This is a genomic window from Pantoea stewartii subsp. stewartii, assembly GCF_008801695.1.
Classification (GTDB): domain Bacteria; phylum Pseudomonadota; class Gammaproteobacteria; order Enterobacterales; family Enterobacteriaceae; genus Pantoea; species Pantoea stewartii.
In genome coordinates this window covers 1-23618 of the sequence record NZ_VZPF01000015.1, presented here as the reverse complement: position 1 = coordinate 23618, position 23618 = coordinate 1, and the positions used below count along the sequence as shown (strand labels likewise).

Genomic DNA, 23618 nt, shown 5'->3' with positions numbered 1-23618 from the left:
AGTCCACCGGCTGCGAAATCCCCCCTTACGCTATGAGGATTTATTTGTGATGGAGTTATCCAGACATCCGACCACTGTGTATCAGGCCGTTGCGGCGCAACTGGAGCAGGCTGTTCAGGAGCGTTATCGTAGTGGTGACTACCTTCCTTCGGAGCAACAGCTGGCCGATCACTATGCCGTTAACCGCCACACCTTACGTCGGGCGGTTGATGAACTGGTGAATAAAGGGTTGCTGCAGCGTCGCCACGGCGTCGGCATTTTGGTGTTAATGCGCCCGTATGATTATCCGCTCCATGCGCAGGCCCGTTTCAGCCAGAACTTACTGGAACAGGGCAGCGATCCCACCAGTGAGCGCCTGCTGGCCGTATTGCGTCCTGCCAGTACAGACGTCGCGGCCGCATTAGGCGTGAACGAAGGCGACAACGTCATTCATCTGCGCACGCTGCGCCGGGTCAATGGCCTGCCGGTGTGCCTGATTAATCACTTCCTGCCCGACCTCAGTTGGTGGCCGCAGCTACAACGCTTTACCAGCGGCTCGCTCCACGACTTCCTGCGGCAGCACACCGGCAAGCAACTGGTGCGCACGCAAACGCGCATCAGCACCCGTCGGGCTCAGGCCAAAGAGTGCAAGCAGCTGGAGATCGCACTGCATTCCCCCTTGTTGTGCGTGCGCACCCTGAATAAAACCACCGATGGTGCGATGGCGGAGTACTCCGTCAGCCTGACGCGTGGCGACATGATTGAACTCACTCTGGAGCACGAATGAAACAGCAAACGGCACGCCAGCACTGGCTTTCGGTGTTGGCCCACAGTAGCGCCGCCGAGCTTGACGCCCTCTGGCAGCCGCTCAACCTTACGCCGGCATTTACGCTGATCCGACCGGCTGAAATTGGCCTGACACGGTTGCAGGCCCGCATGGGCGCGACGGGCAAACGTTTTGTGATGGGCGATGCCACCGTCACGCGCGCGGTCGTCCGGCTAAACGATGGCACCCTGGGCTACAGCTACCTGCTGGGCCGGGATAAAGCCCACGCCGAACGCTGTGCCCTGATGGATGCGCTGTTGCAGCAGACGGGCACCGCCGAGCTGTTACAGGAAAAGATTATTACCCCACTGGCGGCCTTACGCGACGAGCAGCGTCAGCTGCGTGCACGTGAAATCGCCAGTAGCAAAGTGGACTTCTTTACGCTGGTACGCGGAGACAATGAATGACTTTACTGGCAAGTTTTCATCACCCGGTTGCGGATGCGCAGCATGCTTTTCGCCGCATTCTGAAAGCCATGAGCGAACCTGGCGTTATGGTATCGCTGCCGCTGCAACAGGGCTGGGGCGCACTTTCTCCCGCCGCTACTGCCGTGCTGCTGACCCTGGTCGATCAGGAAAGCCCCTTATGGCTGGACCCACAGGTCGATAATCAGACGCTACGCGATAACCTGCGTTTTCATACCGGCGCACCGATTACCGACAGCAGTGATGCGGCATTTGCGTTAAGTCACGCGACCGCTCAGCCTAATCCGGCCGACTTTTCCGCGGGTGATAACCTGGCACCTGAGAAAAGCACCACGCTGATTATTGAGGTGCCTGCGCTGAACGTTGGCCTGGCATTACGGTTGACAGGGCCGGGGCTGCGCGAAGCACGCGCCATTGCGCCACAACTGCCGGAAAGCGTGATCGACTACCTGCGTGCCCGCCCGCATCCGTTTCCTCAGGGTGTGGATCTCATCTTTACCTGTGGCGAAGCGATGATGGCGGTGCCACGGACAACCCACGTTGAGGTGTGCTCATGTACGTAGCCGTGAAAGGGGGCGAAAAAGCCATTGCTAACGCCCATCACCTGCAGGCGGATGTGCGGCGCGGCGATCGCGCGGTGCCTGAATTATCCTGCGACCAGGTCGCGCAGCAGCTCGGTCTGGCGGTAGATCGGGTGATGACGGAAGGTGGCATTTACGATCCCGCGCTGGCGGCGCTGGCGATTAAGCAGGCCAGCGGCGATCTGGTGGAGGCCATTTTCCTGCTGCGTGCCTATCGCACAACCCTGCCGCGGCTGGCGCAAAGCACGCCGTTAGCTACCGGTAGCATGCGAATCGAGCGACGCATCTCGGCGGTGTATAAGGATTTACCCGGCGGTCAGGTGTTGGGCCCGACCTACGATTACAGTCACCGTCTGCTGGACTTTACGTTGATAGCAAATGGCGAAACACCGCCGCCGCCGCGCAGTGAGCAGGCGCTGCCGGAACACTGTCCGCATATGTTCAGCATGATGAGCGAGGAAGGCTTTGCGGAGGCAGAACACGACGATGGCAGCGAACCCACGGATATCACCCGTGAGCCGATGGGCTTTCCCGCCTCGCGCGCGGCACGTCTTCAGCAACTGGTGCGCGGCGACGAAGGGTTTCTGCTGTCGCTGGGCTATTCCACTCAGCGTGGCTATGGCCGCACGCACCCCTTTGCCGGTGAAATCCGTACCGGATACGTCAGCGTCAGCATTTGCCCCGAAGAGCTGGGTTTTGAACTGGAGATCGGGGAAATGCTGCTGACCGAATGCGAAATGGTCAACGGTTTTACGCACGACGGCGAAAGCGCCCCGCACTTTACGCGGGGTTATGGCCTGGTCTTTGGCCGGGCTGAACGTAAAGCCATGTCCATGGCGCTGGTGGATCGGGCGCTACAGACGCGTGAACACCATGAACGCATTACCAGCCCGGCGCAGGACGAGGAGTTTGTGCTGTCCCATGCGGATAACGTCGAAGCCGCAGGTTTTGTGTCCCACTTAAAACTGCCGCACTACGTCGATTTCCAGGCGGAACTGGAACTGCTGAAACGTCTGCGCCAGGACTATCAGGAGCAGCAAAATGGCTGAACTCAGCGGCTATAACAACGGCTATCTTGACGAACAAACCAAACGTACGATCCGACGCGCCATCCTGAAAGCCGTGGCGATTCCCGGCTATCAGGTGCCGTTTGCCGGACGTGAAATGCCGATGCCTTATGGCTGGGGCACCGGCGGCATTCAAATTACCGCCAGCGTGATTGGCGACAAAGACGTTCTGAAAGTTATCGACCAGGGCGCGGACGATACCACCAATGCGGTCTCGATCCGCCGTTTCTTTCAGCGCGTCAGCGGTGCGGCGACGACCGAGCGCACAGTGGACGCCACGCTGATCCAGACGCGCCACCGTATTCCGGAAACGCCGCTGCAAGAAGATCAGATCCTGATTTTCCAGGTGCCGATTCCCGAGCCGCTGCGCTTTATTGAGCCTCGCGAAACGGAAACCCGCACCATGCATGCGCTGGAAGAGTACGGCATCATGCAGGTCAAACTGTACGAAGATATCGCCCGTTTTGGTCACATCGCCACCACCTATGCCTATCCGGTAAAGGTCAACGATCGCTATGTGATGGATCCGTCGCCGATCCCCAAATTCGATAACCCCAAGATGCACATGATGCCCGCGCTCCAGCTGTTTGGTGCCGGTCGTGAAAAACGCATCTATGCCTTGCCGCCCTATACCAAAGTTGAAAGCCTCGATTTTGACGATCATCCCTTCACCGTGCAGCAGTGGGACGAACCCTGTGCGCTCTGTGGTTCGCGCCACAGCTATCTGGATGAGGTGGTGATGGACGACCAGGGCACGCGCATGTTTGTGTGCTCCGATACCGATTTTTGCCACCAGCAGCAGGAACAACACCATGCACAGTGAACAACCGCTGCTCGCGGTGAACAACCTTACGCATCTGTATGCGCCAGGAAAAGGCTTTGAAGACGTCAGTTTTGATCTCTATCCGGGCGAGGTTCTGGGTATCGTCGGGGAATCCGGATCGGGCAAAACCACCCTGTTGCGTAGCCTGTCAGCGCGGCTGGCACCGCAGGCAGGCGCGATTCACTATCTGCAACGCGATCTGTATCAAATGAGCGAAAGCGACCGTCGCCGCTTACTGCGCACGGCGTGGGGCGTGGTCCACCAGCATCCGCTGGAAGGTTTGCGCCCTCAGGTTACGGCGGGCGGCAATATCGGCGAGCGCCTGATGGCCGTCGGTCACCGCCATTACGGCGAGATCCGCGCGCAAGCCAGCCACTGGCTGCAGGCGGTGGAAATCGCAGCTAACCGCATCGATGATCTGCCGACAACCTTTTCCGGCGGCATGCAGCAGCGTCTGCAGATCGCCCGCAATCTGGTCACCCAGCCGAAGCTGGTGTTTATGGATGAACCGACCGGCGGCCTGGACGTCTCGGTGCAGGCACGGTTACTGGATCTGCTGCGTACGCTGGTGCGGGAACTCAATCTGGCGGTGGTAATTGTGACGCACGATCTGGGCGTGGCGCGCCTGCTGGCGCATCGCCTGCTGGTGATGAAGCAGGGCCGGGTGGTGGAAAGTGGCTTAACTGACCGCGTGCTGGATGACCCGCATCATCCTTACACGCAACTGCTGGTTTCATCGGTACTCAACTAATGGCGACGGCGACTATGAAAACGCAACTGCGCGTAGAAAATTTGTGCAAAACCTTTGTGTTGCACAATCAAAACGGGGCGGCGCTGCCGGTATTACAGAATGCCTGCCTGGACGTCAGTCAGGGCGAATGCGTGGTACTGCACGGGCATTCCGGCAGCGGGAAATCCACCTTGCTGCGTGCCCTGTACGGTAACTATCAGGCCAACAGCGGCCACATCTGGGTACAGCATCAGGGCGAGTGGGTGGATATGGCGCAGGCACCGGCCCGTCAGATTATTGCCATTCGTCGCGATACTATCGGCTGGGTCAGTCAGTTTCTGCGCGTCATCCCGCGCGTGCCGACGCTGGAGATCGTGATGCAGCCGTTGCTGGAGCGCGGCGTGGAACGCGGCTTCTGTGAAGCCCGTGCGAAAGAGCTGCTGACGCGACTTAACGTCCCGCAGCGCCTCTGGTCTCTGGCCCCCTCAACCTTTTCGGGAGGCGAGCAGCAGCGCGTCAATATCGCCCGTGGCTTTATCGCGGACTATCCGGTGTTGCTACTGGACGAACCCACAGCGTCACTCGACAGTGTCAACAGTGCCGCGGTCGTGGGCCTGATTGAGCAGGCGCGTGAACGCGGCGCGGCAATCGTGGGGATCTTTCATGATGAAGCGGTGCGGGAACGTGTGGCCGATCGCCTGCACGTCATGCAGCCCTTCAAAACAGGGGCAGAAGCATGATCATTAATAACGTAAAGCTGGTGCTGGAAAATGAGGTTGTTGCCGGTTCGCTGGAGTTTCGCGAAGACCGTATTACCAACTTTAGCGAAACGAACAGCCAGCTGGCCAGTGCGCTGGATGGCGAAGGCGCATATCTGCTGCCGGGCCTGGTGGAGTTGCATACCGATAACCTGGACAAATTTTTCACCCCACGGCCTAAAGTCGACTGGCCGGCGCACTCGGCGATGAGCAGCCACGATGCGCTGATGGTGGCCAGCGGCATCACCACCGTGCTGGATGCTATCGGCGTGGGGGATGTGCGTGATGGCGGCCACCGACTGTAAAATCTCAGTAAAATGATTGGCGCGATTCGTGACAGCAACCAAAAGGGGCTTAATCGCGCGGAGCATTTACTGCATCTGCGCTGTGAGCTGCCGCATCATACAACGCTGCCGCTGTTTGAAGCCTTGCTGTCCTCACCCGAGCTGTCGCTGGTGTCGCTGATGGATCACTCACCCGGCCAGCGTCAGTATGCGTCGCTGGAAAAGTACCGGGAATACTACCAGGGAAAATACCAGCTGAATGACGAGCAGATGGATGCGTTTGAGCGCGAGCAACTGGAACTGGCCGAGGCCTGGTCACAGCCCAATCGTCTGGCTATTGCCGCGCTGTGTCGCGATCACGGCATCGCGATCGCCAGTCATGACGATGCGACTGTTGACCATGTCGAAGAGTCGCACGCCGTGGGCAGTGCGATTGCCGAGTTTCCCACCACGCTGGAGGCGGCAAAAGCTTCACGCTACCGCAACATGCAGGTGTTAATGGGCGCGCCCAACATTGTTCGCGGCGGTTCGCATTCCGGCAACGTGGCCGCCTGGGAGCTGGCCGCTCACGGCATGCTGGATATCCTGTCGTCGGACTACTATCCCGCCAGCCTGCTGGATGCGGCGTTCCGTCTGGCCGCCGATGAGCGCAATACGCTCTCTTTGCCTCAGGCCATTGCGCTGGTGACGTGCAATCCGGCACGTGCGCTGGGGCTGGAAGATCGTGGCGTGATCAGCGAAGGCTGCCGCGCCGACCTGGTCCTGGCGCATACCCAACATGGCCATCCCCATATTCGCCATGTCTGGTGTAAAGGTCGGCAGGTGTACTGATGGCCCGGCTCATCTGGCTTATCGGCCCGTCCGGTTCAGGCAAAGACAGCCTGCTGGACCGGCTGCGCGAGGCACCGCCTGAGGGCTTGCTGATTGCTCATCGCTATATTACGCGCCCCCATGATGTAGGGGGCGAAAACCATATCGCCCTGACGGAAGCGGAATTTATCCGGCGCGATGCGCTGGGGTTATTTGCCGTCAGCTGGCAGGCGCACGGTTTTTATTATGGCGTGGGCAGTGAAATCGACCACTGGCTGGCGTGCGGGCAAAACGTGCTGGTCAACGGATCGCGCCAGCATCTGGAACACGTCCGGGCACGTTACGGCACGCGACTGTTACCGCTATGCCTTGAGGTGTCGTCTGCGGTACTGGCCGCACGGTTACGCCAGCGTGGCCGTGAGAGCGAAGCGGCGATCGCCCAACGGCTGGCACGGGCTGACCGGCATCAGCCAGAAGGGTGCCTGCGGCTGAATAACGATGGCGCACTCGAAGAGACCGTACAACAGTTACGTCAGCTGCTGGAGGGCGCCTCATGAAACTGACCCTGCTCGGTACGGGCGGCGTAACCGGGGCACCCGTGTTCGGTTGTGACTGTGGCGCCTGTTTGCGCGCCCGTCAGTTTGCCCGTTATCGCCGCGCGCCTACAAGCGCGTTAATCGAAGCCGGACGTGAACGTATTTTACTGGATGCGGGCTTACCCTTGCTGGCAGAACGGTTTCAGCCTGAGGATATCAACCGGATTCTGCTGACGCACTATCATATGGATCATGTGCAGGGCTTATTTACCCTGCGCTGGGGCAAAGGGAAACCGATTCCCGTCTGGGGGCCGCCGGATGAAAAGGGCTGTGACGACTTGTTTAAACATCCCGGCTTACTGGATTTCCGGCCCGCGTTAACCCCCTTCGTGGCCCAGTCATTTGGCGACCTGCGGGTGACGCCCTTACCACTCCAGCATTCACGGCTTACGCATGGCTATCTGTTTGACTGGCACGGTGCCCGGCTGGCCTGGCTGTGTGATACCTGCGGTCTGCCGCCGGATACCGCGGATTTCCTTCGTGGACAAACGCTGGACCACCTGGTGGTGGACTGCAACGATCCCCCCGGTCAGGGCGGGCGTAACCATAACGATGTGACCGCGGCCCTGACCATCATCGAGGCACTGAAACCCCACCAGGCCTGGCTGATTCATCTGAGTCACGATATGGACAACTGGCTGGCCGAGCATCCGCTACCGACCTCGGTGCAGGCGGCGCATGACGGCCTGTCGCTGTCTCTGGACGCCGTTTTGCCTGTCATCGTTTAATCACATAACCGTAATACAGCTTTCATCCCCGGTGTTCTTAATATAGCGGTCTCTCGTCAGGTTCCTGCTGCGTGAGCAGGGCCTGCTGTCCCTGCTGCCAGCAAAGGCACTGAGCCAACAGGTACGGGCCAGACAGGGTAATGAAGCCCCGGATTCAGCGTCGGGTGCACAGAACGTTAACTGGAACAACGGAGAACATCATGGCACAGGCACTGCTGAAAACGGTGGTCGATAACGTCACGTCGTTGACCCACTCCGGCGGGCAAAAAGTGTTATCTGTTCAGGGATTGAGCAAAGCCTACGGTAGCAACAAAGTCCTCGATAATGTCAGTTTCGATTTGCATGCGGGTGAATTAGTGGCGGTGATTGGTCGCTCTGGCGCAGGCAAATCGACATTGCTGCATATGCTGAACGGCACCATTTCGGCCTCGCAGGGCGCAATCATCAGCCTGCATCACGGCGAAGCCGATCGCAATGTGGTCAACCTCAGTAGCCGCCAGATGCGCGAATGGCGTGCGCAGTGCGGCATGATTTTTCAGGATTTCTGCCTGGTGCCGCGTCTTGACGTGCTGACCAACGTGCTGCTGGGTCGTCTCAGCCAGACGTCGACGCTGAAATCGTTTTTCAAAGTCTTCTCTGACGCCGACCGCGCCCGCGCGATTCAACTGCTGGAGTGGATGAACATGCTACCGCAGGCGTTACAGCGTGCCGAAAACCTTTCAGGTGGACAAATGCAGCGCGTGGCGATCTGTCGGGCGCTGATGCAAAACCCCAAAATTCTGCTGGCCGACGAACCGGTTGCCTCTCTCGATCCCAAAAATACCACCCGCATTATGGACGTTCTGCGCCAGGTGAGTGAACAGGGCATCAGCGTGATGGTTAACCTGCACTCGATCGAGCTGGTGAAAAGTTACTGCACCCGCGTCATCGGGATTCAACGCGGTGTGGTGCTCTTTGACGGCCATCCTTCTGACCTGACCGACGGCCTGCTGCATCAGCTGTACGGCGATGAATTCAACCAGATCCACTAACTATCACAGCAAGAGAACAAGGCTAATGAAAATCAAAGCTTTCGCGTTATTGACTACGGCACTGCTTACCTTTGGCGTTAATGCAGCGGATGCACCTAAAGAACTGAATCTGGGCATTTTGGGCGGTCAGAACGCCACCCAGCAGATTGGTGATAACCAGTGTGTGAAATCCTTCTTTGATAAAGAACTGCACGTGGATACCAAAATCCGCAACTCGTCCGACTATTCCGGCGTAATTCAGGGCCTGCTGGGTGGCAAAGTGGATCTGGTGCTGAGCATGTCGCCGTCGTCTTACGCCTCGGTGTATATTCAGGACCCGAAAGCCGTCGATTTAGTCGGCATTGTCGTGGATGACAAAGATCAGTCTCGCGGTTATCACTCTGTCGTGATTGTGAAAGCTGACAGTCCTTACAAAAAGCTGGAAGATCTGAAAGGCAAATCGTTTGGGATGGCCGATCCGGATTCCACGTCAGGCTTCCTGGTACCCAATCAGGCCTTTAAAAAGCTGTTTGGCGGCAACATCGACAACAAATACAACAATTTCTTTTCCAGCGTAACCTTCTCCGGTGGTCATGAGCAGGACATCCTGGGCGTACTGAATAATCAGTTCGACGGCGCCGTCACCTGGACCTCCATGGTGGGGGATTACAATAAGGGCTACACTTCCGGTGCGTTTGGCCGCCTGATCCGTATGGATCATCCTGACCTGATGAAACAGATCCGCATCATCTGGCAGTCACCGTTAATTCCTAACGGGCCTATCCTCGTGAGCAATAAACTGCCCGCCGATTTCAAAGCGAAAGTGATTGCTGCCATCAAAAAACTGGATAAAGACGACCACGCCTGTTTCACCAAAGCCGTAGGCGGCCAGCAGCACATTGGCAAAACCTCTGTGGCTGACTTCCAGAACATCATCGACATGAAGCGCGAGCTGATGAAAGGCGCGCGCGGCTAACGGTACAGCCGTTGGCGTTGAGCCAGTGAGCCGCCCGCCGGGGTGCGGGCGGCCCGTTATCACAGACAGATTTCCCTTTCTCTGCTGACTTTGCCACACATCAATCTGAGAACACCGCCGTGACCGACTTCGAACGCTATTATCAACGCATCCGCCGCCAACAGAAGCGTGACTCGCTCGTCTGGTCACTGGTGCTGGTGGGGCTTTACCTGGCAGCGGCGAATATGGCCGAGTTCAATCTCGTGACCATCTGGCAATCCTTACCGCACTTTTTTGATTACCTGCACGAAATCATGCCCGTATTGCATCTGCCGGTGTTATTTGCGGATGGCAAGACAGAAGGATCGCTGGCTTACTGGGGCTATCGTCTGAATATCCAGCTGCCGTTGATATGGGAAACATTGCAGCTGGCGCTGGCCTCCACGCTGATTGCGGTGGTGATAGTGGGCGTGCTGGCCTTCTTTGCGGCCGATAACACACAAACGCCAGCCAGTCTGCGCATGGCGATTCGCGCTTTTGTCGCCTTTCTACGCACCATGCCGGAACTGGCCTGGGCGGTAATGTTTGTGATGGCATTTGGCATCGGAGCGATTCCCGGCTTTCTGGCGCTGGCGCTGCACACCATTGGCAGCCTGACCAAACTGTTTTATGAAGCCATCGAGTCCGCCTCGGATAAACCGGTGCGCGGGCTGGCGGCCTGCGGTGCCAGCAAACTGCAACGGATGCGCTATGCCTTCTGGCCGCAGGTGAAGCCGGTTTTTCTGTCATACAGCTTTATGCGCCTGGAAGTTAATTTCCGTTCGTCGACCATCCTGGGGCTGGTGGGGGCGGGCGGCATTGGTCAGGAGTTAATGACCAATATTAAACTGGATCGCTTTGATCAGGTCAGCATGACGCTGCTACTGATTTTGATTGTGGTCTCGCTACTGGACACCGTTTCTGGCCGCCTGCGCCGTCGCGTTGTGGAGGAATAACCATGGTTACGCTTGCGCCCGATATCAGCGCGATGAAACAGCAGCATCCCGCGCTGTTTGCTGCACAAAACCGCTATCTGCGTCGCCTTGCCATGCTGGCCCTGGCGCTGGTGCTCTATTATGTCTTTTTCTTTATGGTGTTTGGCATCGAATGGAACCGCCTGCTCACAGGATGCCAGCAACTGGGCCGCTATTTTCTGCGCATGTTTGTCTGGCAGGACTTCGTGAACTGGCCGTTTGGCTACTATTTCTCTCAGGTCGGCATTACGCTGGCGATTGTGTTTGCCGGCACGCTGACCGCCACGCTGCTGGCGCTGCCGCTCTCGTTTCTGGCGGCGCGTAATGTGATGCATGACAAGATTGCCCGTCCCATTGCGTTTGTTGTGCGTCGCCTGTTCGATATGCTGCGCGGCATTGATATGGCGATCTGGGGCCTGATTTTTGTTCGCGCGGTCGGCATGGGGCCGCTGGCCGGGGTGCTGGCGATTATCCTGCAGGATATTGGTCTGTTAGGTAAGCTCTATTCCGAAGGCCACGAAGCGGTTGAGCGTTCACCCAGTCGCGGCCTGGGCGCGCTGGGCGCCAACAGTCTGCAGAAGCACCGGTTTGGTATTTTCACCCAGTCCTTCCCACAGTTTCTGGCACTGAGCCTGTATCAGATCGAGTCCAATACCCGCTCTGCGGCGGTGCTTGGCTTTGTCGGCGCGGGCGGTGTCGGCCTGGTGTACGCGGAGAACATGCGCCTGTGGAACTGGGATGTGGTGATGTTCCTGACGATTATCCTGGTTGTCGTGGTCATGGTGATGGATGCCATCTCCAGCCGCCTGCGTAAACGCTATATCATCGGGAAGCCGGTGCCGTTGTGGCAGCCTGGCGGGCACGATTAAGCCGTGCGCTGCGCTGCCAGGCGCGCTGAAGCGCCTGCACCAGCTGCGCTGCCTGCCAGGGTTTCGCCAGTCGTTCACACAACGGCAACGTGACGGGCTGGTGACGCAGATCCTGGCCGCTGATGAGCAATGTAGCCAACTGCGGCCACTTTTGCTGTGCCTGACGGATCACCTCCGCACCGTTAATCTCACCCGGCAACATCAAATCGCTGATCAGCAAATCGATATCCGGCGTCTGGTGCTGCAGCGCCAGCGCCGCTTCGCCCGTGTCACACTCCAGCGTCAGGTAACACAGTTGGTGCAGATGTTCACACAAGGTTTGCCGCACAGCCGGTTCATCATCCAGCACCAGAACTAACCGGTCCTGCGCGGCATCCGGCTGCGCCGGGTGCAAGGCGACGGATCGGACCGCCGGGACATCGGGCGCGCGGGGCAGCAACAGCCGTACGGTGGTGCCCTGGCCCGGCGCGGTTTCCAGCTCTACCTGTCCGCCCGACTGACGAACAAAACCGTAGACCATCGACAGGCCCAAGCCGCTACCGGTACCGGTTGTTTTGGTGGTAAAGAAGGGTTCAAACACCTGCGCACGCACCTCTTCTGACATGCCGCAACCGTGATCGATGACCTCAATGGTGACCCGGTCTCGCTTTTCACCGCGCTCAGTGCGGCGCTGGTTCCAGATACGCAGACGGATCTCGCCGCTTTGTCCGGCCATCGCATCTCTGGCATTCACCACCAGATTAATGACCGCATTCTCTAACTGACTGGCATCAATCCAGGCAGGCCAGCCGGGCCGTTGGGCATCAATAATCAGGTGTTGACCGGGCAACAGCGAATGTTGCAGCAGCCCCTGCAGGTTTTCCACTAACGACACGACTGACACCGCATGCGGATTCAGGGTTTGCTTACGCGAAAAGGCCAGCAGTCGCTGGGTCAGCAGGGCTGCCCGATCCGCCGCCTGGCGGGCGCGTTCTATCCGGCTCGCAAGAGGGCCGGGCGGCAGTTGCCCCTCGGTTAACGCCAGGCTGCCGATAATGACGGCCAGCAGATTGTTGAAATCATGCGCGATGCCGCCGGTCAGCTGACCTACCGCTTTCATTTTCTGACTGTGTACCAGCGCTTCTTCCAGCACCTTCCGTGAGGTGCGTTCCAGCACCGTATTCACGCTACCGCGCCGGGGGACCGGGCTGAAGCGCAGTTCTACGGTGCGGCCATCGGCCAGCCTGACTTCCTGTGGTTCCGCCAGATCGTGCAGGTGTATATCAAGCTGCGCCAGCAGATGCTGGTAGTGCAGTCCCCGCTGCAAATCCCGCGGTGCGATGCCCAGAAGCTGCGGATACTGATCGTTCCACACTACCAATTCGCCGCTGTTATCAAACAGGGCAAAGCCATCACGCATTGCCAGAAAGGTGGATTCAAGTTGGGTACTTTTCTCTTTTAGCAGACGCGACGTATGGGCCAGCGAGGCGGTATTACGGGCAAACACGTTGAAGGCGCGCGCCAGCTCGCCCAGTTCATCCCGGCGCTGAAGGCCCGGCACGCTGACATTGTGTTCCCCCTGGGCCAGCCGGGTCATTGCAGCGGCAATGGCGGTCAGGCTGGACCCCAGGTTGCGGTAGATGTAGTACCCGGTATAGACGGTGATGGCGAGTGCCAACAGGGCAGAAAGCAGGATAAAGCCACTGACCGAATCCCGTTGTCGGTGAGTGGCAATGTTACGCTGATCACTTTGCCGGGCCACCCGCTGAACGTACGCGGTAATGTCATCATTCAGCGCGGCTACAAGCGCCTTGATACGGTAGGTGGCATAGGCGATGGACAGATCGCTCTGTTCCAGCGCTGCCGCCAAGGGGATCAGGCTGCGTTGGGTTTCCAGTAACTGCTGCACGTTGTCACCCAACGCCCCCGATGCGACCACGTTGCGCCATTGCGTCATCACCTGCTGCAACTGATCGATGACCGCGGTCGAGGAGGGCGTACGAATTGCAATATCCAGTAGCCTGCCGGTCTGCTGGCGCAACGCGAAATCGGGTGCGCCGGTTCCGTTGCGGTGTGCCAGGTCATTAATGCGTTCCAGCAGCAGCTGTGACTGCCATAACCCGCTGAGCACAAGATTGCGCTGCAAATGACGTTCATGGCCCTTACGCAGCAACAGACTCACAGACTGCTCAAGCATCAGACTGCGTGCACGCAGTCGGGCCACGCGTTCAGGCTCGCGTGCAGCCAGCGGCGTACTGGCCAGCAGGGCGAGTGAATGTTGCAGGGCCTGCTGATTCTGCTGCAGTCGTCGCGATTCGCTCTGATATTCCAGCGCGCCCACGACCTGAGATAACCGCACGGCGGTGATTGCGACATTCGCGGTATTGCGCGCCAGCGCCAGGCTGCCGTTCATATCGGCCAGCGTCTGTGCCTGAGCCTGTTCCTGAAGGCTTCCGGCATGGCGAAAGCTGGTAATGGCCACCACGCTCACCATCAGGGTGACGCACACAACTAATAAATGCGACAGCAACAGGCGACCGCGCGCCCCGACCTGCCACGGCAAACTGCGTTGCATCAATACGCTCTCCGGCCATGCGACGATAGGGCGAGTATAAAAGTGAGTGCGAAGCGGAATATGACAAATATGAATGGCCGCTGACATTATCCATTTATCTTCTCCTGCTTAACTCGCGGCTATCCATAATCAGCAGGAGCGGGGCGATGACAGCTAAGCCGATACTTGAAATGCGTCAGATCACCCGGCGTTTTGGCCACTTCTACGCACTGAAAGGCGTTGACCTGACCGTTTATCCTGGCGAGCTGCATGCGCTGATGGGGGAGAATGGCGCGGGCAAAAGCACCCTGATGAAGATTCTGGCAGGGGCCCATACCGCCACCAGCGGCGAGGTGTTGATCAACGGCGAGCCGTATCCGCTTAAAAGACCGAAAGCGGCATTAGCGGCCGGGATTACGCTGATCTATCAGGAAATCAACCTTGCTCCAAATCTCACCGTGGCAGAAAACATCTTTCTGGGAAGCGAAATCACCCGTGCTGGCATGGTCAGGCGTCACCAGATGGCCCGTGAAGCGCAGCAGGTTATTAACCACTTAGGCGCGCAGTTCAGCGCAACGGACAAAGTCAGCAGGCTGAGCATTGCCGAGCAGCAACAGGTGGAGATTGCGCGCGCCCTGCATCGCAACAGCCGTATTCTGGTGATGGATGAGCCCACCGCCGCCTTATCCAGCCGCGAAACTGAACAACTCTTTGCCCTGATCAAACGGCTGCGCAGCCAGGGAATGGCGATTATCTACATCAGTCATCGCATGGCGGAAGTGTATGAGCTGTCGGATCGCGTCAGCGTACTGCGCGACGGGCAGTACGTCGGCAGTCTGACGCGCGACAACCTTAACGCCAGCGAGCTGGTGCGCATGATGGTGGGACGCCCACTCAGAGATCTGTTCAATAAAGACCGCACCATTCCTCGCGGCGAGGTGCGTCTGGCTCTGCACAACCTGTCCGATGGCGGCAAGGTACAGCCCTGTAGCCTTAACGTACGGGCAGGCGAAATTGTCGGCCTGGCCGGCCTGGTTGGTGCGGGACGCAGCGAACTGGCCCAGCTGATTTTTGGCGTGCACCGGCTTCAGCAGGGTGAAATCTGGGTGGACGGCCAGAAGGTAGAGATTCACTCCCCAAGAGAAGCGATTGCGCACGGCATTGGCTTTCTGACCGAGAACCGCAAAGAGCAGGGATTATTCCTCGAAATGGCTGCACAGGAAAACATCGTGATGGCCACGCTGGAACGGGATGCGCAGTACGGCATGCTGAACCGCCGTCAAGCCAGAAAGATCGCCAGCGAGGCGATTGCCGTGCTCAATATCCGGGTTCCCCACGCGCTGGTGCGGGCAGGAGGCCTGTCCGGTGGCAACCAACAGAAGCTGCTGATTTCCCGCTGGATTGCCATTGGTCCGCGCATTCTCATCCTGGATGAGCCGACGCGCGGCGTGGACGTCGGGGCCAAAAGCGAGATTTACCGCATGATGCAGGATATGGCGCGGCAGGGCGTGGCCATTCTGATGATCTCCATTGAATTACCGGAAGTGGTCGGCATGAGTGACCGGGTCTATGTGATGCATGAAGGCACTATCGCAGGGGAACTGGCAGGTAACGAGATCAGTCAGGAAAACATCATGACGCTGGCAACCGGTGCGTATAGCGCATCACCGCTTGAAGTATGAGGATAAAACCATGACACAAACGGCACGGATTCATCCACCTACGGTCAGACGAGCCCTGATGGGCGACATCATGCAGACCGTCGGCATTTTACCCATTTTGATTTTAATCGTGGCGGTCTTCGGCGTTGTCACACCCAATTTCTTTACCGAAGCCAATTTACTGAATATTACGCGCCAGGCGTCCATCAACATTGTACTGGCCGCAGGCATGACGTTTGTCATTCTTACCGGCGGTATCGATTTATCTGTCGGCTCAATGCTGGGCACGACGGCGGTGGTGGCGTTGCTCACTTCGCTGGATCCGATGCTGGCCTCGCTCACGATTCCGATGGCGCTGGGAGCCGGGCTGGCGATGGGCCTGTTTAACGGCATTCTGGTGGCCTGGGCCGGGCTTCCGCCGTTTATCGTGACGCTGGGCACCTATACCGCACTGCGCGGAGCCGCCTATCTGCTGGCGAACGGCACCACGGTCATCAACGCCGATATCAATTTCGAGTGGATAGGCAATGGCTATCTGGGGCCGGTACCGTGGCTGATTGTTATTGCGTTCGCGGTGATTGCGCTTTGCTGGTTCATCCTGCGCCGCACTACGCTGGGCGTTCACATCTACGCCGTAGGCAGCAATATCCAGGCAGCCCGTCTGACCGGGATCAAAGTCGGGCTGGTACTGCTGTTCGTTTACGGGATGAGCGGCTTGCTGTCCGGCCTGGGCGGGCTGATGAGCGCTTCACGTCTCTACAGCGCCAACGGCAATCTGGGCATGGGTTACGAGCTGGATGCCATTGCGGCGGTCATTCTGGGTGGCACCAGTTTTGTGGGGGGAATTGGCACCATTACCGGCACGCTGATTGGCGCACTGATTATTGCCACGCTGAACAACGGCATGACATTGATGGGCGTTTCTTATTTCTGGCAACTGGTGATTAAAGGGGCCGTGATCATCATTGCCGTTCTGATCGACAAATATCGCACGCGTCATCATGTGGGCTGATGTCCCCTATGCAGAGAGTACACAACGCGCCATTCAGCAGTTGGCCGATAAATAACAGCAGGAGAAGATCTATGCGTTTTAATCCCATTGTAACCGGGTTGCTGGCGGCAACGCTGCTCAGCGCCGGTATGGCTCAGGCAAAAGAACTGAAATCGATTGGCGTGACGGTGGGCGATCTGGCTAACCCGTTCTTCGTGCAAATCACCAAGGGCGCAGAGATGAAGGCGCGCCAACTGGCTGGCGATAACGTCAAGGTGACGCTGGTGTCGAGTGGCTACGATCTCGGACAGCAGGTAGGGCAGATAGATAACTTCATCGCCGCTAAAGTCGACATGATTATCCTGAATGCCGCGGACACAAAAGGGATCGCGCCCGCAGTGAAACGCGCACGGGATGCCGGGATTGTGGTGGTGGCTGTCGACGTCGCCGCCGACGGTGCCAACGCGACGATCACCTCGGATAACACTCAGGCCGGTGAAATGGCCTGTAAATATATCGCTGACCGTCTGAAAGACAAAGGCAACGTCGTCATTATCAACGGACCGCCGGTCTCGGCGGTGCAAAACCGCGTGGAAGGCTGTATGACGGCGCTGAAACGCCATCCTGACATCAAACTACTTTCTTCTAATCAGAACGCCAAAGGCAGCCGTGAAGGCGGCCTGGAAGTGATGACCGGCCTGCTGTCGGCCAACCCGAAAATCGATGCCGTGTTCGCGATTAACGATCCAACCGCAATTGGCGCGGATTTAGCGGCGAAACAGGCACAGCGTAACGAGTTCTTTATTGTCGGAGTGGACGGTTCACCGGACGGCGAAGAAGCGCTGAAGCGTAAGAACTCGCTCTTTGCCGCCACGCCCGCTCAGGATCCTCAGGTGATGGCCGCGAAAGCCGTCGAAATCGGTTACGACATCCTGCAGGGAAAACCCGCACCGGATAAACCCGTGCTGATCCCGGTGAAGCTGATCGACCGTAATAATGTCGGCAGCTACAAAGGCTGGACCGTGAAATAAACCAGCAGGCGGCATCGCAGGGTGCCGCCTTAACGGGAGAGCGGAAGATGAAACGCGCCGACGTGAACAGACATTTGCAATATACGCGAGACTTTTTCACCCGTCAGGACGTCCCTCTGCCGTCCTGGGCCGATTACGGTATCCGGCAGTGGCGTCAGCAACAGGAGGACATCACTGAAATCGTTGCCTTACGCCTGGGCTGGGATCTGACCAGTTTTGGTGGCGACGATTTTCTGCAAACCGGCCTGACGTTATTCACACTCCGCAACGGCTCGCCGCACGGAACGCCCTGGCACAAACCTTATGCAGAAAAAGTGATGCACGTGCGTGAAGGGCAGGTAACGCCGATGCATTACCATCCGCGCAAGATGGAAGACATTATTAATCGCGGCGGCGGCAACCTGATTGTCGAGCTGTATAACCGTGAAGGCCATGACAAAGCCGCCACGCCGGTGACGGTTTCCCTGGACGGCATCCGGCAAACCCATGCGGCGGGTTCGCAGATCAGGCTTTCCCTTGGTGAAAGTGTCACGCTCGTCGCGGGCGTCTGGCACAGCTTCTGGGGCGAAAACGGCTTTGGTGACGTGCTGGTGGGGGAAGTCTCCATGCCAAACGATGATGACAACGACAACGTCTTCCTGACGCCGCTGGCGCGTTTCAACGACCTTGACGAGGATGAGGAACCCCAGAGGCTGCTTTGTAACGACTATTCCCGCTGGCTCACCTTGAGGAGTGAATGATGGCTTTAATTTCTCTGGCACAGGGGCTGGCGCATGCCCAGCAACAGGGTTATGCGCTGGGCGCGTTTAATGTCCTGGACAGCCATTTCCTGCGTGCGCTGTTTGATGCGGCAGAGCGACAGCGCTCGCCGTTTATTATCAACATTGCCGAAGTGCATTTTAAGTACGTCACGCTTGATCAGATTACTGAGGCGATCCGTTTTGAAGCCGCGAAGCATACTGTTCCGGTGGTGCTGAATCTGGATCATGGCTTGCACTTTGAGGCGGTGATGCAGGCGATTCGTCTCGGGTTCACCTCGGTGATGTTTGACGGTTCGACCCTGAGCTATGAAGAGAACATTCGCCAGACGCGGGAAGTGGTTCGCGCCGCACATGCCGTCGGCGTTTCCGTTGAGGCAGAGCTGGGCGCAGTCGGGGGTGATGAAGGCGGCGTACTGTTTGGGGAAGCGGACAGCGAGAAATTTACCGATCCGCGACTGGCCGCTGAATTTGTACGCGAAACCGGCATTGATACGCTGGCGGTCGCCATTGGTAATGCGCACGGCAAATACAAAGGGGAACCCAAACTGGATTTTGACCGGCTGGCGGCGATTCGTCAGCAAACCGGTGTACCGCTGGTGCTGCACGGCGGGTCGGGCATCAGCGACGCGGATTTCCGTCGGGCAATCTCACTCGGTATCCACAAAATTAACTTTTACACCGGCATGTCTCAGGCGGCCCTTGACGCGGTGGAACGCAGTCTGGCCTCGCGCAATACCCGTTATGATGAGTTCGCAGAGTTACTAATGGCGGTAGAAAAGGCGATTTGTGAAACCGTTATGCAGCAGATGAACATTTTCGGCAGCGCAGGCCAGGCGTAAATGGCAACGCGAAGCGGCATTCTGGCCGCAGGTGTCATGCTGGTGGATTATGTGCATCGCATCAGCCACTGGCCGGAACAGGGCTGGCTGACCGAAATACAGCACAGCGAAAAGGCCGCAGGTGGCGCGCCGCTCAATGTCCTGCTCACGCTGTCACGCATGCAGTGCACACTGCCGCTGGCGGCGATTGGCCTGCTCGGCAATGACGCCGATGGCGATTTTCTGCTGGCTATGATGAAAGCGGCGCAGATTGACTACCGGTTAGTGCAGCGCACCGACGACAAGCCTACAGCGATGACCCAGGTGATGACGGCCCCGGACGGACAACGGACTTTTTTCTTTTCACCCGGCGCCAACAGCTTACTGGACAGACCGCACTTCGCCGCCGTCGATGACACACAGCGCATCTTTCATCTGGGGTATTTGCTGCTGCTGGAAACGCTGGACGGCGTGGACAGTGAATTTGGGACCCGCAGCGCCCGGTTGCTGGCACACATGCAGCAGCGGGGCTATTTCACGTCCCTGGATCTGGCTTCCCGCGCGGGCTATTTCACGTCCCTGGATCTGGCTTCCCGCGCGGGCGATTACCGCCCTCAGGTGCTGCCCGCCTTACGCTGGCTGGATTATCTGGTGATTAATGAACTGGAAGCGCAGGCGTTGTCAGGCGTGCTGTTACGTGATGGCCGCGGCATTCAGCCGCCCGCCGCTTTTGCCCGTGCCGCGCAGTGGCTGGCGGAGCAGGGCGTGCGTCAGCGTGTTGTCATCCATGCGCCCGAGGGCGCATGGGGACGTGAAGCGGACGGCGAAGGTGTCTGGCAGCCCGCCTGGCAACTGGCACCCGACGCCATTGTGGGCAGCGTCGGAGCGGGTGATGCGTTTTGTGCGGGCGTGCTGTTTGCCAGCCATGAAGGCGAGGATATGGTCTCGACGCTGAAACTTGCCCATACCTGCGCCTGTTTTAATCTGCGTGCCGCCAATGCGACAGACGGCATTCGCCCCTTGCGCGACATGCGTGAATGGATGGCTCAGGCGGTTTGTGTGGAAAGTCCCAGCCCTTCAGGTTTGACCACATCGGCAGAAAAAACATAGCCCAGCCCGCGGATAGTGCGGATCAGGCCGGGCTGATGCGGATTGGCTTCAATTTTACGACGTAACCGCATGATCTGCACATCGATCGTGCGGTCAAAGACATCCATCGTCTCGCTGTGGGTCAGTTCTAATAACTGATCGCGTGTCAGGACCTTACGTGCATGCCGTACCATGGCGCGTAACAAAGTATATTCCCCCTGCGTCAGGGGAACCGTTTCGCGTTGAGGATTGAGTAACTGGCAGCGCGCTTCATCAAGCACCCAGCCATTGAAGCGCCAGCCTGACTGCGCGTCATCACTGGTTGCGGCACGTCCGCTGCGTCTGAGGGCGGCGCGTGCGCGGGCCACGACCACGCGGGGATTGAACGGTTTAGCAATATAGTCGTCCGCGCCCATCTCCAGACCCACGACCATCTCCGATTCCGATCCCATGCCGGTCAGCATGATTACGAGGATATCAGGCCGTTGACGCTGCAACTGCTGGAGCACCAGCAATCCATTGGTATCAGGCAACATCATATCCAACATTACCAGCGCGATGTCCGGGTGAGCACTGACCATCGCCAGCGCCTCTTTACCCTGATGACAGCGATAAACCCGTAAAGCATGTTCACTGAGCGCGTCCTGCAACAGATCGCAGACCGCAGAATCATCATCCACCACCAGAACTGCTGGCTTCATTGTGTGACCTCAATGTTACTAAAGAGTTAATTTCGAGTTTACACATTCCCCTTTTGCCTGCAGGTTAATGCGGCTGAAACGTGACCAGCGTCGCCTCACAAAGTGTTGAAGCGTGCGTCAGCACCCTTTTTTTGCCTTTTCGGCATTGAAAGGAAAACGTTTGCGCATTTAGGGGGCAATGCACCATAATCGCGCCCTGATTCGGTTCAGAATTCTCTTAAGGCTCGTTTGCGCTTATCCAGGTAATCGATTGTGTGTCGGACTGGCACAACAATTGCTTAAGCCTTAGCAATTGCTCACATGACAAAGGAAAGCAACCCCGGTTTTTAGCAGGCCTGCAACGGCGCGGGCCAGCCGTCGGCATTACCACAAACAGCATGATAATAACTTTGGCAAGAGAGCACGTACCTGAGTGACGTCTCTATCATCGAGAGATAATGATGTTAGAAAAACTATTTAAATTAAAAGCGCACAACACAACGGTTCGCACCGAAATCATCGCCGGGATCACGACCTTTCTGGCAATGGCTTATATCCTGTTCGTTAACCCCAGTATTTTAGGGGCGACCGGCATGGACAAAGGTGCGGTCTTCGTCGCGACCTGTCTGGCGGCGGCAATTGGTTCTGTGTTGATGGGACTGATTGCCAACTATCCTATCGCCCTGGCACCGGGAATGGGCCTGAATGCGTTCTTCACGTATACCGTTGTGCTGCACATGGGCTACACTTGGCAGATTGCGCTGGGCGCGGTATTCCTGTCTGCGGTTATCTTCTTTGCGTTATCAATCTTTAAAATTCGCGAATGGATTATCAAAAGCATTCCGTTGCCGTTGCGTGCGGGGATTGCCGCCGGTATTGGTCTGTTCCTGGCGATTATCGCGCTGGAAGGGGCGGGAATCGTCGTCGACAATCCGGCCACGCTGGTAGGAATTGGTGATTTGACCAAGCCTGGACCACTGCTGGCGATGTTAGGTTTTATCATCATCGTCGTGCTGGAGGCGCGCCGTGTGACGGGCGCGGTTTTGATTGGCATTCTGATCATTACCTTTATCTCCATGGGAATTGGCCTGACGCCGTTTGGCGGCGTATTTTCTGCCCCGCCGTCCATCGCCCCGACGTTTATGCATCTGGATATCGCGGGTGCGTTTAACGTGGGTCTGATTAGCGTGATTTTTGCGTTCCTGTTTGTCGACGTGTTTGATAACACGGGAACGCTGCTGGGCGTGACCAAACGTGCCGGACTGGCTGACGAAGAGGGCAACGTGCCTAAAATGGGGCGCGCGCTTGTGGCGGACAGTGCGGCGGCGCTGTTTGGTTCTCTGCTGGGAACGTCCACGACCACCAGCTATGTCGAATCGGCTGCAGGCGTCAGCGCCGGTGGCCGTACCGGATTAACGGCTGTGGTGGTGGCGGTGCTGTTTTTACTGGCGCTGTTCTTTTCACCCCTGGCTTCCAGCGTGCCGGTTTACGCCACGGCACCCGCACTGCTCTTTGTGGCTGTGTTGATGACCTCAGGCCTGGCCGAGAACGACTGGAAAGACATTACTACTGCGGCTCCTGTTACGGTGACGGCCCTGACCATGCCATTAACGTATTCCATTGCAAACGGTATCGCTTTCGGCTTTATCACCTGGACCGTGGTGAAACTGCTGAGTGGACGGACGAAAGAAATTAATGCGGCGCTGATTATTCTTTCCCTGCTGTTTGTCATTAAGCTCGGCTGGTTGAGTGCATAATTAACTTCACCGTTACAGCATAGTTAATATGCTGTAACGGTTTTAGCGTTATATTTCGCGTCGATGCATCACCATGCTGATTCAGCTTTTTTCAATCGTTGTGCATTCTCTTCCAAAATGAATATGAACTGCCTTTTCTTCACGCCTTTCACCTCTTACTCTTCGACAACACCTTCTGAATAAGGCGGCACGCTGGTTTTATTTTGCGTTCTTATTCAATCAGGTAATGTTTATTGTGCGGGACTTTGCTTCAATAACGTCGAAGCAGGTCGTGAATAACGTTAACGGATGCATGTAATCCGCCTGTCAGGGACCGATAATGGGCAACCTTTGTATAAAACGGGATCGCGGAAAGCCAAACGTAATCGACCGTCATTGCGGGACGGGAGGCAAAACAATGGAAAATTTTGAAAAGCGCTTTGAGCGACTGGAGCAAGACAGCCATCAGATGAAAATTGATCTGGCGCTGTTCAGTGGGCGCGCGACGGCATTTGCGACGAAAACCGATCTTGAAATACTGCGCTCAGAGCAAACGCTGTTTCACGTTGAAATGCTTCAGCGATTCACTAAATAACTGCTCGGAATAGTAGATCCCTTAGAGGGAACTCAGTCCGGTTTATGCGATCTGATCAATCGCTGAATATCCCAAATCACCAGCCGGACTGAGCAATGTCGATCATAGCACCAATACCCAGAACCGAACGACGCCTGATGCAGAAAACTATCCATAAAACAAAGGACAAAAACCACGCCCGGCGGCTCACCGCCATGCTGATGCTGCATCGTGGTGACACCGTCAGTCATGTTGCCAGAACACTCTGCTGTGCCCGCTCATCGATTGGT

At 57.5% G+C, this 23618-nt stretch carries 23 protein-coding genes and 2 pseudogenes; 23 read left to right on the top strand and 2 right to left on the bottom strand.

Going from position 1 to position 23618, the window contains the following annotated elements; translation table 11 throughout:
- Nucleotides 1-49: 49 nt before the first annotated feature.
- From phnF to phnE (F7Q90_RS05885), 14 genes and pseudogenes are all read left to right on the top strand, one after another.
- Nucleotides 50-766, top strand: coding sequence for a phosphonate metabolism transcriptional regulator PhnF (gene phnF, locus F7Q90_RS05950; RefSeq protein ID WP_006119641.1), 717 nt, complete (start codon nt 50-52; stop codon nt 764-766).
- The gene (gene phnG / locus F7Q90_RS05945; RefSeq protein ID WP_006119640.1) at nt 763-1212 is read left to right on the top strand and encodes a phosphonate C-P lyase system protein PhnG; all 450 of its coding nucleotides are present in this window, start codon (nt 763-765) and stop codon (nt 1210-1212) included. Before phnF ends, phnG begins: the two co-directional genes overlap by 4 nt.
- Entirely contained in the window at nt 1209-1793 is a 585-nt protein-coding gene (gene phnH, locus F7Q90_RS05940) for a phosphonate C-P lyase system protein PhnH (RefSeq protein ID WP_006119639.1), read from the top strand. The genes phnG and phnH overlap by 4 nt, the downstream gene beginning before the upstream one ends.
- On the top strand, nt 1784-2860 hold the full coding sequence (locus F7Q90_RS05935; RefSeq protein ID WP_006119638.1) for a carbon-phosphorus lyase complex subunit PhnI: 1077 nt from the start codon (nt 1784-1786) through the stop codon (nt 2858-2860). The genes phnH and F7Q90_RS05935 overlap by 10 nt, the downstream gene beginning before the upstream one ends.
- Complete coding sequence (locus F7Q90_RS05930; RefSeq protein WP_006119637.1) at nt 2853-3701, top strand: alpha-D-ribose 1-methylphosphonate 5-phosphate C-P-lyase PhnJ; 849 nt, start codon at nt 2853-2855, stop codon at nt 3699-3701. Before F7Q90_RS05935 ends, F7Q90_RS05930 begins: the two co-directional genes overlap by 8 nt.
- Nucleotides 3691-4452 carry a phosphonate C-P lyase system protein PhnK gene (gene phnK, locus F7Q90_RS05925; protein WP_006119636.1) on the top strand — a complete coding sequence of 254 codons (762 nt, stop codon included), beginning with the start codon at nt 3691-3693 and terminating at the stop codon, nt 4450-4452. The genes F7Q90_RS05930 and phnK overlap by 11 nt, the downstream gene beginning before the upstream one ends.
- A complete protein-coding gene (gene phnL / locus F7Q90_RS05920; RefSeq protein WP_006119635.1) occupies nt 4452-5171 on the top strand; it encodes a phosphonate C-P lyase system protein PhnL in 720 nt (239 codons plus the stop codon). Before phnK ends, phnL begins: the two co-directional genes overlap by 1 nt.
- A pseudogene (gene phnM, locus F7Q90_RS05915) lies at nt 5168-6304 on the top strand (alpha-D-ribose 1-methylphosphonate 5-triphosphate diphosphatase). Before phnL ends, phnM begins: the two are co-directional and overlap by 4 nt.
- Entirely contained in the window at nt 6304-6840 is a 537-nt protein-coding gene (phnN, locus tag F7Q90_RS05910) for a ribose 1,5-bisphosphokinase (RefSeq protein ID WP_006119633.1), read from the top strand. The pseudogene phnM and the gene phnN overlap by 1 nt, the downstream one beginning before the upstream one ends.
- Nucleotides 6837-7607 (top strand): phosphonate metabolism protein PhnP, encoded by a 771-nt coding sequence (gene phnP / locus F7Q90_RS05905; protein WP_006119632.1) that lies wholly within the window; start codon nt 6837-6839, stop codon nt 7605-7607. Before phnN ends, phnP begins: the two co-directional genes overlap by 4 nt.
- Nucleotides 7608-7807: 200 nt before the next feature.
- Nucleotides 7808-8638 (top strand): phosphonate ABC transporter ATP-binding protein, encoded by an 831-nt coding sequence (phnC, locus tag F7Q90_RS05900; RefSeq protein ID WP_006119631.1) that lies wholly within the window; start codon nt 7808-7810, stop codon nt 8636-8638.
- A 25-nt stretch (nt 8639-8663) separates the two neighbouring features.
- Entirely contained in the window at nt 8664-9593 is a 930-nt protein-coding gene (gene phnD / locus F7Q90_RS05895; protein ID WP_006119630.1) for a phosphonate ABC transporter substrate-binding protein, read from the top strand.
- Nucleotides 9594-9712: 119 nt separating this feature from the next.
- Entirely contained in the window at nt 9713-10567 is an 855-nt protein-coding gene (phnE, locus tag F7Q90_RS05890; RefSeq protein WP_006119629.1) for a phosphonate ABC transporter, permease protein PhnE, read from the top strand.
- A 2-nt stretch (nt 10568-10569) separates the two neighbouring features.
- Nucleotides 10570-11454, top strand: coding sequence for a phosphonate ABC transporter, permease protein PhnE (gene phnE / locus F7Q90_RS05885; RefSeq protein WP_006119628.1), 885 nt, complete (start codon nt 10570-10572; stop codon nt 11452-11454).
- On the opposite strand, the gene F7Q90_RS05880 is transcribed toward phnE (F7Q90_RS05885), so the two are convergent.
- Complete coding sequence (locus F7Q90_RS05880) at nt 11408-14008, bottom strand: ATP-binding protein (protein WP_006119627.1); 2601 nt, start codon at nt 14006-14008, stop codon at nt 11408-11410. The genes phnE (F7Q90_RS05885) and F7Q90_RS05880 overlap by 47 nt on opposite strands.
- 146 nt (nt 14009-14154) lie before the next feature.
- Here F7Q90_RS05880 and F7Q90_RS05875 point away from each other — a divergent pair, with 146 nt between their 5' ends.
- From F7Q90_RS05875 to F7Q90_RS05850, 6 genes are all read left to right on the top strand, one after another.
- Nucleotides 14155-15669 carry a sugar ABC transporter ATP-binding protein gene (locus F7Q90_RS05875; RefSeq protein WP_006119626.1) on the top strand — a complete coding sequence of 505 codons (1515 nt, stop codon included), beginning with the start codon at nt 14155-14157 and terminating at the stop codon, nt 15667-15669.
- 10 nt (nt 15670-15679) lie between these two features.
- Entirely contained in the window at nt 15680-16660 is a 981-nt protein-coding gene (locus tag F7Q90_RS05870) for an ABC transporter permease subunit (protein WP_006119625.1), read from the top strand.
- A gap of 71 nt (nt 16661-16731) precedes the next feature.
- A complete protein-coding gene (locus F7Q90_RS05865) occupies nt 16732-17670 on the top strand; it encodes an ABC transporter substrate-binding protein (RefSeq protein WP_006119624.1) in 939 nt (312 codons plus the stop codon).
- A gap of 47 nt (nt 17671-17717) precedes the next feature.
- The gene (locus tag F7Q90_RS05860) at nt 17718-18410 is read left to right on the top strand and encodes a D-lyxose/D-mannose isomerase (RefSeq protein WP_006119623.1); all 693 of its coding nucleotides are present in this window, start codon (nt 17718-17720) and stop codon (nt 18408-18410) included.
- Entirely contained in the window at nt 18410-19270 is an 861-nt protein-coding gene (locus F7Q90_RS05855; RefSeq protein WP_006119622.1) for a ketose 1,6-bisphosphate aldolase, read from the top strand. The genes F7Q90_RS05860 and F7Q90_RS05855 overlap by 1 nt, the downstream gene beginning before the upstream one ends.
- The gene (locus F7Q90_RS05850; RefSeq protein ID WP_006119620.1) at nt 19271-20359 is read left to right on the top strand and encodes a carbohydrate kinase family protein; all 1089 of its coding nucleotides are present in this window, start codon (nt 19271-19273) and stop codon (nt 20357-20359) included. It abuts the gene before it with no gap.
- On the opposite strand, the gene F7Q90_RS05845 is transcribed toward F7Q90_RS05850, so the two are convergent.
- Nucleotides 20296-21039, bottom strand: a complete 744-nt coding sequence (locus F7Q90_RS05845; protein ID WP_006119619.1) for a response regulator — start codon at nt 21037-21039, stop codon at nt 20296-20298. The two genes, F7Q90_RS05850 and F7Q90_RS05845, sit on opposite strands and share 64 nt — an antisense overlap.
- Nucleotides 21040-21476: 437 nt before the next feature.
- Between F7Q90_RS05845 and F7Q90_RS05840 the strand changes: the two genes are divergently transcribed.
- The 3 genes and pseudogenes from F7Q90_RS05840 to F7Q90_RS05835 form a co-directional block, all read left to right on the top strand.
- Nucleotides 21477-22775, top strand: coding sequence for an NCS2 family permease (locus F7Q90_RS05840; protein WP_006119617.1), 1299 nt, complete (start codon nt 21477-21479; stop codon nt 22773-22775).
- A gap of 397 nt (nt 22776-23172) precedes the next feature.
- A complete protein-coding gene (locus F7Q90_RS26595; protein WP_006119616.1) occupies nt 23173-23349 on the top strand; it encodes a hypothetical protein in 177 nt (58 codons plus the stop codon).
- Between the two features lie 95 nt (nt 23350-23444).
- Nucleotides 23445-23618 (top strand): annotated as a pseudogene (locus F7Q90_RS05835) (IS630 family transposase); the annotation flags it as partial.